At 40.0% G+C, this 12,600-nt stretch carries 7 protein-coding genes; all 7 read right to left on the reverse strand.

Translation table 11 applies throughout. The features are described from left to right. Positions 1-53 precede the first annotated feature (53 nt). The 7 genes from Xenpb_RS13625 to Xenpb_RS13655 all read right to left on the reverse strand — a co-directional run bounded on the left by Xenpb_RS13625 (position 54) and on the right by Xenpb_RS13655 (position 12,574). Positions 54-362 (reverse strand): LysR family transcriptional regulator, encoded by a 309-nt coding sequence (locus Xenpb_RS13625; protein WP_187654825.1) that lies wholly within the window; start codon positions 360-362, stop codon positions 54-56. Between the two features lie 482 nt (positions 363-844). Next, positions 845-1,750: a DUF4255 domain-containing protein gene (locus tag Xenpb_RS13630; protein ID WP_187654826.1), complete on the reverse strand. Its 906-nt coding sequence runs from the start codon at positions 1,748-1,750 to the stop codon at positions 845-847. Positions 1,751-1,834: 84 nt separating this feature from the next. Beyond that, entirely contained in the window at positions 1,835-3,922 is a 2,088-nt protein-coding gene (locus Xenpb_RS13635; RefSeq protein WP_187654827.1) for an ATP-binding protein, read from the reverse strand. Between the two features lie 37 nt (positions 3,923-3,959). Beyond that, entirely contained in the window at positions 3,960-5,726 is a 1,767-nt protein-coding gene (locus Xenpb_RS13640; RefSeq protein WP_187654828.1) for a contractile injection system tape measure protein, read from the reverse strand. Between the two features lie 84 nt (positions 5,727-5,810). Continuing rightward, positions 5,811-7,046, reverse strand: coding sequence for a tail fiber protein (locus tag Xenpb_RS13645; protein ID WP_255523143.1), 1,236 nt, complete (start codon positions 7,044-7,046; stop codon positions 5,811-5,813). 58 nt (positions 7,047-7,104) lie between these two features. Continuing rightward, positions 7,105-9,996 carry a hypothetical protein gene (locus tag Xenpb_RS13650; RefSeq protein WP_187654830.1) on the reverse strand — a complete coding sequence of 964 codons (2,892 nt, stop codon included), beginning with the start codon at positions 9,994-9,996 and terminating at the stop codon, positions 7,105-7,107. After that, positions 9,989-12,574, reverse strand: a complete 2,586-nt coding sequence (locus Xenpb_RS13655; RefSeq protein WP_187654831.1) for a hypothetical protein — start codon at positions 12,572-12,574, stop codon at positions 9,989-9,991. The genes Xenpb_RS13650 and Xenpb_RS13655 overlap by 8 nt, the downstream gene beginning before the upstream one ends. Positions 12,575-12,600 lie beyond the last annotated feature (26 nt).

The raw sequence follows: 12,600 nt of genomic DNA on the forward strand, positions 1-12,600 counted from the left end.
TTTAATATGGTTAAATCGTTATCTGGAATATATTTTATCTATCTGGTTATTTTTTATGTTAAATCATTGTATTGTTTTTTGTAAATATCATAATAGGGTTGTTTATGATTCTTGTAATCATTTTCGATATTTTTAAGTTGTTCATAAATTGATAGCACTTTATTGTATAGGCACTCTCCTTCTTCCGTTAGAACTAACCCTTGGCTCTTTCTGACAAAAAGTTTTACACCTAATGAGAACTCCAGTTTTTTTAAGCTTCGGCTAATTGGCGACTGTGTGATAAAAAGCTCCTTTGTCGCTTTATTTATTGATTTATTTTTGGCTACAACAATAAAATTTGCTAAGTCTTTTGAAATAAACACCTCAACTCCTTTTTAAATGCAATAGGGTTTATTCCTGGTGTTATAAAATCATTAATAAATTAGTTACATTGTTATTTTAATGACATGATTTGATGAATTACTCATCACAGTGAGAATCATTAATTATGCAATAATCATATATACACATTAGAATTTGTCAACAATTTAATATACAAATCAGTGCGTTCATAAATATTACTTTAAAATAAATAAATCTTATTAAAAAATAATGGAATGTTTACTATATATGATAAATAAACCTTGTTATTCATAAGGTTGGTTTATGTCATTAGGCCTAGTTTGGTTAATGAGCGATATTATTATGTTAAAAGAATGAAAATTATTCTTGCTTGGCTACTATTAACTGAACCTTTAGGAAAACAGAATTTATTTTCCTTTTATTTTTTATGTCCTAAAATAAACATAATAATATCCCAGTTAAAATAAACTTTTATTTAATGAGTTACGGGAACAATAATAAATTAAATACCGAAAAGATGGTTTTTTTCTATATCCTTAATCCTGATTCCATAATAATCGATCGTAATAACAGTTTTGTTATTATTTAACCAGAGATTAAAAGTTTTATTGATATCCTCTAAATATTTTTGGTGGGTAATACCTGATACAGACAGGGATATAGCAATTTCTGCTGAATTGTCTGGAGTCATAGCCTCTTTCGTTGTTAATAGTTCAACTTTGCTCAGCGCTAGCCTAATATTTTCTTCACTTTCTGATTCTGCAACAGGTTGTATTTGTAATTCCGTAATCAGTAATTCTCGCAAATCATGGCTAATCTTTTCCTGACTGAGCGATGCAATTTGTTCCACTGTAGAAGAAATGGTGCTTACCGGAATCACCTCATCCTGCTTATCGGTGAGGCTAATGGGTACTGTGACTGAGTAATTTAGAGAGAGACGAGGGCGGTTACCCAATGATTGCCAAAAGTTTCCTAAACTATTTAAACTTTCTTTCGGTGGTACAACCTGAGTATAAGCGCCGGGAATATCTGCCAATTGGCGGTTATTAATCAAAGCATTCAGAACTTGTGACATGGCTTGTATTGCCTGATTATCAGGTTGGCTATCTGGGCTGCTGGCATCCGTTGCGGGTTTGGTCGATTCCCAATAGGTAATCAGATAATTACATTTGATATTGGCCCAACCCGGCAATAATCTCTTTGAAGCGGCATTAAATACCCTGGATTCTGTTGAACGAAGCTGTAGATCTTCATGGATATCATAAAGAAAGACACTGACCATCGCATCAGATGGTACGGTATCCAATTCAGGCAGATCAAAACGAATCGCAACCTTTTTATCCAGATATTTTTCCAGAGCCGCTTTTATGGCTTTATTGACATCAATAACAGTTTGCGTTTTTAACATAAAAAATCCTCTTAATTTATTATTGTGATAACCATTAAGTCATCAGTATATTTAATATTTGGCTTATTTTTATTGTCATGAATTTTAAAAAATTAACCGACCCACTTTAGCGAGTTCCCGTGATAATGCTATTTCGATATCTTCATTACTGACTTCGTTATGGTTATTCTCCGCAGCAAAAAGTGAAGACAATAAAGCAATATTGCGAATATTTGCCCCTGTTATGCTTGTTCGTTGGGCTAATTTATCGAAATCCACATCCTGAGCAACTTTGATATTTTCAGGCCAGATTGCCTGCCACATTTTCTTGCGGATAGTTTCATCCGGATAAGTAAAGCGAGTAATAAAAGTAAAACGGCGATTAAATGCACTGTCCAAATGACTGCGGTTATTGGTGGATAAAATAACCAATCCCGGATAATTCTCTAGTCGTTGCAATAGATAAGAGACTTCAATATTGGCATGTCTGTCTTGCGCATCTTTGGTTTCGCTACGTTTACCAAACAAAGCATCTGCCTCATCAAAAAATAAAACACCGGCATCCTGCTCTGCTAAGTCGAAGATACGGGATAAGTTTTTTTCGGTTTCACCGATGTATTTATTCACGACGTTGGATAAATCCACTTTGATTAAGTCAACGCCAATGCAATTGGCAATGACTTCTGCTGCCATGGTTTTTCCCGTACCTGAATCACCATAAAACAGGACACTGACACCGGTACCATAACCAATCTTATCTTTAAACCCCCCCACCAAAACTTGTTCCCGATACTTAATTGCCGTGAGTATTTCTTGTATCTGTTGAGTAATATCATCGGATACTAATAAATCTTTTAATGAACGTTTAGGCGTAATACGTTGCGCCAATTGGCCAAAATTTTGCTGGGCGCGTAAATTGAGTGCCTTATGGATATCGCATTGCTGCAAAATATCCAAAGGATTTCTCTGTTGTTGGTAAAGCAGGGCTTCCTGCAAAATCAATGGCAGGGTTTCAGGGTTAAAGGTGTAACGCTGGCTTAAGGCTATTGCGTCAATATTATTTGCGCAGTGATTGGGTAATTGAGCCGTTAATAGATTGGCTTTTTCCTTTGAGGTCAAAACAGGCATCTCTACCAATAATACCGATAATTTTTTCAACCAGACCAGTGGAGAAGAAGGTTCAATTAAACAAATAATCCTTAATTCAGGTTGATGCAATAAACCTGACAGAGGTTCCAGTAGCTGTTGATTCTGTTCGGCGAATAAGCAAAAATTTCGCAATATTAAGCAGGCGCCGCGCATGCGAATTTCCCGCAAAATAGACTTTATTTGGGAAAGCAGAGTTTTATCATCATTGTCAGCCAATTTAGTGATATCTACTATTAGTGTTTGCCGCTCTTCGGACGCCATGATATTGGCAACTACATGAGTTCTGGCGCTGTCGGTAATGCCTTTTAATAAGATAATGGGACGAATATCATCATGGTCAGATAACAATGCGTTACTGAGCAATTGTTTTAATTTGGTTGGGTAATAACCATTTTCTGCGGGAATTAACCATTCAGAACAATGTTCCAAATCAGGCGTAATATAGTGGTGCCCAAGTAAAAAATGATACACGCTGTTGTCAGTAATAAAAGGTGTCTGAATCCAGAGTGACGTTTTCTGACGGCTATCAATGGATAATAACTGGCAGCCAATCAGAGGGGATCGATGCAGAAAACTCGCCTGTTGTGCCTGTTTCTCCAGAACTGAGTGACAAAATAGTTCCAACGCCAGCGTAAAAGTGGGAAACCGGGATTGTTGTTCTCCTTGAATCAGCGCAAACAGTTGATAGTAGCGGCTATCAAAATGGGGCAGTAAACCTAACAGCAACACATCTCTTTCAAAATCAGTTAGTTCAAAACGTGCAACCAATTCAGTTAACCGGGATGCCACGGGCGTAACTGTCTGTGGTATTGCCAGACAATCATCATTGAGCCAATGGGGTTTACCCACTGGGTTATCCAGTCTGGCGATAATATCTTCTTCGCTTAACAGAAACTCATCAAGGAGATCACCTCGCTGAGCTGATACGCAATGAACATGGTATTGAAGAACGAGATCGATGCGTTCCAGTTGGCTAAATAAAAACGCTAAATTAGGGTCATTATTTTGCTGAAATAAATCAGGGAAAACAGGCGCTGTATTCATAACTTTTTACTCAGACTAAATTTATTGTATTTGATGGTTATAACCACGTTATGGTGATGGGGTGTTTCAACCAGCTAAAGCTCGCTATATTCATTGGCCATGGCCATTCGCTTATTAGTGCATCATAAACTTCGGGTTTAATATGGATATTTGTCATATTGTTTAATTCACTTAATTCCCCGTAACGTTGCAAAAATAAGTGTCGCACATCGTTTACGCCCATTTTTTTCCACGCCGGAAGTTGTTCGATGATTTTTTCCAGCCATTGGTTGATGGCAATTTGTTGTTCTGGTTTTGGGGGATGCCAGCGCGCGTTATCATGTATGGATAATCCACAAAGTATTTTATTGAGAGTCAGTCGCCATGCGGGTATTTCCTCTTCGCCCCAAATTAACCAATCAAGTAAACAAACGGCTTCTCTTTGTGCTTCAAGGTTGATAAATCGGTTTTTCTCCAATAAATCAAAGGCACGGAAAAATGTGGGCAATAGCGGCCATAAAATTATGCAACCGGCATTGCTGATGGGTAAAACGGATTGTGCAGATGGAGTTTGAATCCCATTATTAAGTTGTATGGGTGATATTTTCGCTGATAAAGCTGATTCCGGTAATTCTTTGTGTTGCTCCCTGTTTTGTAAAGTCGCAGGGTTTTGTTCTGCAATCTCCTTGATCAAACCATAATGCGGTTGTGTGGCCGTTGGCTGATGGTGTGTTTGCATGGGCTGGAGTGCAAGTGGGGGGATTGCATCCATCTGCATATGGGGGTTATTGCAAGTCTGTTTTAATAGATTGCTATCATTCTGAGCCATATTGACCGTTGGTGTTTGCTTAATCTTAGTTTGTAATGCTGTTTCTGTTAGCGTATTAGCTTCGTTATTATCCTGTTTTAATGGATTAAAATTATTTTCAATAATATTTTTATGAAAGGTCAGTTTATTTTGAGTTTGTAATGCAAGTGCTTGTTGTGTGGCATGGGTATGTTTCATCTGCTGTTGAAGATAATATTCAGCTGCAAAACTTAATTTTTCTGGCGTCACTTTTGTAACTATGCTTGCTTGTGCTTGCGAATTAATAAATTCAGATGTTGTTGTTTCAGTAAATAACTGACAAAGCATAGTAAGAACATCTGGCTGGCAGAGTTGAATTAAGCGACTTAGCCCTGCTGGTTGTAAACAGTGTTTAGCTAACATAGGTAGCCATTGTTGTGGTTGGTGGTTGATCTGTCGCCAGAATTTATTATCAATACGCACAATATTTGTAGCATGGTGTTTACTGTCATTAGATAACCAGTTCCCCTTGCTCAAGTAATGATCCACTTTTTTTATTAATGAAGATTCATAAAAGACATTGGGATGTATGCTATTTACTGATTGTTCTGGTTTTTTCTTGCTGAAATTACATAATGGGATTTTTTTACTATTAGATTCTCTATTTGTTATATATATATTTTGATTTAATTTTTCTTTTTCTGGTTGTGAGTATATTTTTTCTGTATTTGAAGGGGGTTTGAAGTAATCATGATATTTTTTAAAATATTTTTTTAATTCCGCTTCCAATCTTCTTGTTATTTCTCTTTCAAATAAATCAATTTCAATATTACCAAGATCTAGAATTACCCTTTTAATAGATAATTTACTATTTATATTTAATGGCAGATTTGTAATTTCATCATTAATGATATATTTAATTTTTTTATTAAATAAAGATGAAAGGTCATCCATTATTTTTTCATTGTTATAATATGAAATATCAATGGAAATAGTGATTCTATCAATAAAGTTGACGCCATGCTTTTCAGAGACCATCGTATAGAAGTTCCAGAAGTTAACCTTACCAAACATTAATCAATGAGCGTATTTTTAAACGCTCATTGCCATATTTAATGTTTATTATAATTTGATGATAAAAGCCAGAGTATAATATGGAGGTAAAACATTAACTGAATGAGAATGTGTAGATGATGTTGCTGTTGCGGTATGGGTATGTCCATTACTACCTCCTACATAACTAGTATAAGGGCCGTAAGGCCAAGAATCACTCTCTGTAAGCGAAGAGTTATTTATAGAATAACCACTTACTCTCGTAGAGTAAGAAAATTCCATGCCACTAGTGGAACGGAATCTCATACCACCAATATGCTGATGTGCGGGTATTTGATCTATTGTTAATGATGTTGAATTAACATTCACATTAACTGAAACCGTACTTGCAGTTGTTGTTACATTGTAAGTTCTGTTACTACCACTGCCACTGATGGCTCCTGAAGAATTAACTTGCTCAGATAAAGTATTCGCACCAAGAATAAATCTATTTCTCAGGTCTGGAACTCTAACCCCGCTATGAGTTCCTCCATCACAAAAAGCCCAACCTTCTGGTGCGCTACTGCCAGAAAACATTACAATCATACCTTTTGGCAATATCTTATTAGGATCAATTGCAACACCATTAGCGTCTACTTTAATTCCACCATCAGTTTTAACTTTAACTGCAACACCATTACTATCAACGCTAATTCCATTATAAGGTTTTACTGCAACACCATTATTACTAACGTTAATTCCATTATAAGCTTTAACTGCAACCCCTGTACTAGCAACGCTAATCCCATTATAAGCTTTAACTGCAACCCCTGTACTAGCAATGCTAATTCCATTATAAGCTTTAACTGCAACCCCCGTATTACTGACACTAATTCCATTATCGGGTTTTACTGCAACCCCCGTATTACTGACACTAATTCCATTACTAGCTTTAACTGCAACCCCTTTACTACCACTTATTGCGTCAGTTTGATTAATCAGACCACTACCAAGGCTTACAGATAAAACATGCTCTTCTAGTATTAACGGCGAGAAATTTTGGTTGGAAAGAGTGCCCATTTTTAAACTAAGCGTACCACTATCGTCCAGTTTCAATCCTTCTCCCGGGCCACTTTGTTGTGGTGCCTGACCACAGGCTTTGCGTCCAACATCAGCAATATCGATTAATTGATTGAAGTCGGTTTGCAAGGGAATACTGCCTTCTTTAAATTTATCTTTTAATTTATCAGTTTCAGGCCCAATTCCTTTTGCATTAGATGATATTTGTTGCTCTTGTATTTTTGCAGAATAACGAACTTCTTTCATGGTTAACTCCATAAAATAGATTTAATATAAAATTGTGATTGATAGTTGCTTGTTTTTTTTATTCGTTCTCTTTGGGAACATAGAATAATTCATTCTGGATTATCTTATCAGTATTCCACTGATCGTTATTTTTACCGACAACTTCCTCTCTTTGTTGTGGTGTGGCAACACGCATTGTCCCTACTCCTTTTAAAGAAGAAGGTAATTTACCTAACGTCAAGCTTTCCAGAATGGAATAGGCGGCATCCCCTAATGGCGCGCCATTGTTTTGCCAACGCTGATAAGTATTGCCGAAATTTAAAAAGGGTTCCCGATCCATCCAATGAATAATCATGGAAATAGGGGCAGGGAATTCGGTAAGAATGGTTTCCTTAACCCACTCCTCTAATTTATAGGGATCAACACCGGGTACTTTAATTAAATCACTGTTTACCACCACGCTAATAACAAATGAGAAACGGTCTGTCTTTTCATATTCTTCACCAGAAAAATGCCAACTGTATCGCCAGGCTTTTTCTGGGTCAGGAAACGCCAACGTAGAATGTTTCTGACGTTCAATAACCAAGGTGCCCTTGATGCGATCAAAGCTGACGACTTTGGCATACAATTCTTCTGATTCATCAGCATATTCCTGTATGACACCGACTATCCCTAAATTTTTGGTCAGGGTAATTTCATTACCTACCGCAATCAGGGATGGGAAAGGAGTTTGTGCTGTGCGGGTCAGGCGCCGTTGGTTTTCAGGCAACGGGTTTCCATTTTGGGATTGGTCGCTATCGTAGGCTAAACGATAGTTCATATCCTCCATCCAGACCACGCTGTTTTGCCAGAACAATTTTTTCGCTTTGGCGGCAGTCATGACCCGTTCCAGATTGTATTCCAGTTGAGTACTGTTGCCCACGTCCAGCCAAAACTGATCCCCTTCGGTTTTGGTGATCATTTGACCACGCACGGTAAATCGGTTTTGGTTCTGTTCGCCCTCATAGACGACTAAATTGATCACTTGCCCCTGTGTCAGCTTGCCCTTAATACCTGCTTGTTTAATCACCAAATAATGCTGATCGGTTTGGTTGTCTTCTGTTACTGAATCTGGCTGCTGCTCTTTATCAAACTGGTTATTGGGCTTAACTGGCAGTAGTGCCCGATGTTCCACCAGATAAAAAGGCAGTTGGCTCAGATCAGGCTCCGGTTTAAACAGTTCATTGCCTAACCCCATGCGGGCAGCAATACGTTTTTGTAGTGACGAGACCTGATCAATCCGAATATTGGCACGGTGATAAGTTAATGTTGGTTGCTGCGCCAGATAGCCTTGTTGGACATCACGAAAATCCTCAATGGGCGTGGTAAAGGTGCGTGGCGCCCGCTGAGTGCCAAAATAGCCAAGCAGATAATTGACGATATCCAATTCGTGATCGCTATCAAGTGCAATCTGTTCTAAAAATTTCTTTAACGCGGGGGCATAATCCTGATGTGCTTCATCATTGACAGAACCCGGCTTAAACGGCCATTGATCGCCCCAAACTTCATATCCTTCACGCTTAAAAGCCAACAATTTTGGCAGCATGGCAATTTGTTGGCAGCCACAAGCCAACAACTGCTCAAATGGCAGCATAAATTGGTGAAGTGACAATAAGCGTTGGGCATGTTCACCTTCAGATAAGGGTTGCTGTAGCTCATAGCAAGCAGGCAAAGTATCGCTGACGGGATAATAACGACCCACATCACGATGCCGCCCGTAAACCAATACCACAGGTTTATTCTGAATCAGGGGAGAAGCAGGTAAACTGCCCCGAATTTGGTCTTCATCAACTGTGACGCTGATCCCACCTTTGGCAATCACCTTTAACGGGCCATCATGTTGTGCTAGTTGATAGATTGGATCTTTACCCCACAGGCGAGGATAGTAGCCTTCTTTAATTGACCATGACCAACTATCCTCTTTAATCGGTGTAATCAGATCCTGATTAAAATTATCATCCAGTCGAAGGCGGATTACATTCTGAATGCCTTTAATTTCAAGCAGCTTATTAACCAACCGGCTAAGATTGAGGATAATCGACTTGGTATAATCACGGGCTGTCGGTAATTCAGGGATCCAGCCATGTTCTAATCGTGGCCCTTCAAAGACTTCATCATTGCGCATTCCCGCATCTTGCAGCGTTTCAGTGTGGTAACGCTGTGCCTCAGGCATCAGATATTGTTCTGCTGTAGTATAGACGGCAGCAAAAATAACTGGGATATCCTGTACCTTTACATCGTCATCCAGTTCAATATCCAGTAATAGCGGGAAATCAACCGGTTCTGACCAGATAATTTGGCTGACCGATTCACCAATATTGCGGTTTTGCGTCAAAAAGTCTTTTAGTTGTTGATCGGCAGTAGTCAGATTCTCCTGAGTACGACGGGTTGGTTCCAGATAGAGCCAGTAATTTCCCCGTAGCGTAAACTTTTTTGCCTCTTTACGCTCGACAAAGCTATATTCCCTTTTGGTGGCATCATACCAATAGGCGTAGCGTTGCGTTTCCGGTTCACGTACCAGTTGCACGTTACGGAACAGAAAATCCCCTTTATCCTGTTCTGACTCTGACTTTTTTCCTTTCCAGTCACTGCTATGCAGATCCAGTAATGCCTTCCGGTAATCATCAGTGGTGATTGGCCCACAAGTCAGCGTATTGTGAGGGCCAAATTCAGCGGGAAAAATCCCGTCTTGCTGTCCTTGCTCATTGGGCGCAGGAGTCAATAAGTCTGTTAAGGGAAGGGTATGACGGTAAGCCAAATCTGACACACCGTAACTAAGCCCTTCCAGAAAGGTGATTCCGGGATCGTGTTCTGCCGTGTCGCTCCACAGTTTTCCGGCCTGTTGCTCAACCACCTGATGAGCCTGTTCCAGCAAGGTATCAAAGTGAATATCGTCTTTTACACTGTGAAATAGTGCATCTTGATTACTCATAGTTATTTCCTCGGCATTGCAGCTTGTCATCTGCTTCCCAGACTAAAATCAGCACCTCATTATCTTTGGCTTCTACTGATGCAGTGATATCACTGCCTTTAGCTGCATCTGATCGACGCAGTGTCAGACAAGTGACCCGTTCAACCAGCGGTTGCTGTTGGATGGTCGCCAGTAACTGGTAATAATTAATGCTGTTATTCAGCATAACGGGGCGCTGCTCATCGACGCTCCAGGGCATATACGCCTCACTGAGTTGCTGTCGTAGCTGGCGATAGCCAAAATCTTCGTTAACATCTGGCTTAAAAATCACTGTGTAATTGATTTTCACATCAACATATTGGGGATTGCTGATCTCAATCTCAGCCCAGGGAGAACTTTTTTGCTGTAACCACTCGGCCATTCCTTGCAGGCGTGCCGGGTTGAGTACCGGGCGAAATGGATCATCACTGTCGTTGTAGCGGTTGGCCGGAATAATTGTCAGTTGTTGTTTCTCCAGTGCGGGTACTCTGGTGAGTTCATCATTACTGGGATACTTAACATCAAAGATGCTGACATAATGCTCTTTTAACAGTGTTGCCATATTGCCCCAGGTTAAGGCACGGTTACGGTGGGACAGGTGTTGTGCTCCCCGTTCAAAAAAAGCGTTGTAGGATTCCGGTACACGTCCATTCCATGACGGCCAAGGCTGGTTGATTGAAGCGACCACCATGATGGGTTCAACCGGACGTTGAATGCTGCCAGCCGGTAATGGTGCTAAGAAATGGCTGTTACTGATGCTATCGACATTGACCAATGTTGCTGTTATGGCGTTATAGATCAGGCCATATAACCAAGGATTTTTTCCCCATGAACCTTTGTGTGTGGGGATAACCACGACGGCCTTTAACCAATAGCGTTCCGTTGGCATACGCGTTGCTTGATTGGTCGCATCTGCGGGCAGTACAACTTGCCAAGTGCCATCTTGATACAGATTTTTGGTTTTATCATTGACCCACGCATCCAATGTCGCCCATTGATTCTTTTGGTTCAGGTAATACCAAAAAACTTTTGTAGGTTGTTGTGGCGATTTTAATTTCCAATATAGCGATAAGGTTTGTCCCGGTTCGATATCAGTGACACCAAGGTATAACACGGGATTTTCTTCCAATGGCTCAATTTCGGGGCTATAACCAAAGGGGGGTAGGTTATACGTATCGAACGCGGTCTTATCGACTATTGTTTCTTGTACTTTAAGTGCTGTTACCGTAGGCAGTGCTTGGCTATCTTTTCCCTGTAGCCTGAGTACTGGCTCACTGAAAATAAGGTTATCCAGATCCTCTGGTGCGCTGATTGCGGGTTCTTTATCTGAAAGCTCCAGTGTGACTTCTTTTGTGTTCACTTTGGGCGTCAAGGTTAGCCATTGATTACCGCTACTGATTTGGGCGATCAGATTTTGGCTACTCATGTCTTTATCAAAGGTAACCGTTATCTTTCTTGTCCCTTCTTCCATCATCAGTTGTGCAGAGGTGATTAACATCCCCCCCAATACCGATTTATCCAAATCAGTTTCACTGATTTCGGGGCTATAACCAAAGGGGGTTAGGTTATACGTATCGAACGCGGTCTTATCGACTATTGTTTCTTGTACTTTAAGTGCTGTTACCGTAGGCAGTGCTTGGCTATCTTTTCCCTGTAGCCTGAGTACTGGCTCACTGAAAATAAGGTTATCCAGATCCTCTGGTGCGCTGATTGCGGGTTCTTTATCTGAAAGCTCCAGTGTGACTTCTTTTGTGTTCACCTTGGGCGTCAAGGTTAGCCATTGATTACCGCTACTGATTTGGGCGACCAGATTTTGGCTACTCATGTCTTTATCAAAGGTAACCGTTATCTTTCTTGTCCCTTCTTCCATCATCAGTTGTGCAGAGGTGATTAACACCCCGCCCAATACCGATTTATCCAAATCAGTTTCACTGAATAACCGTATTCCATCAGATGGCAATGATAACTGTGCCTGAGAATCCCACGGTGTCGCGGTAACCCATTGTTGGTTTTCTTTTTTACGGAGCCAGCACAAGTCGCTGATATAACCACGATTCGCCAACAAACTGGCATCCTGCGCATATTGCAGGGCATTGCCTTGTTCATCTTGCCCTGCTTCAAATAAGGTGCCTTTAGTGAGCAGTTGCTCTGTGACAGTGGAATTCAGTTCCACCGACAAAGCAACTTGATCAGGTTGTGCCGGGCGGGAAGACAGCCCCAAAAGCGCCCGATAATAGAGCTCGCGATGAGCCGCCGGTAAGGTATTCAATAAAGATATTGGGGTTTCCAACAATCGTAATACTGCTAATAGAAAAGCCTGATGAGGTAATAATTCTCCATTGGCTTCCATTTCCCCTTGATATAATTCAGCAAGTTTCTCTGGCGTATTATTCGCCATAAAGAAAAAATCATTCCAATGGTTATTGTCCTGATTAAAGGGAATTATTTTGGTGTAATCCTCAATATATTTGAGTAATTGCAAACTGGTGCGATTATCTAATTTAAAATCGCTCATCGGTACCAAGTCTGATAATTTTTTATTTAACTCAGTTAATTCCATAATATCACCTGTGTGGCACAGCGATT

This window comes from Xenorhabdus sp. PB62.4 (assembly GCF_014467285.1).
GTDB lineage: Bacteria > Pseudomonadota > Gammaproteobacteria > Enterobacterales > Enterobacteriaceae > Xenorhabdus.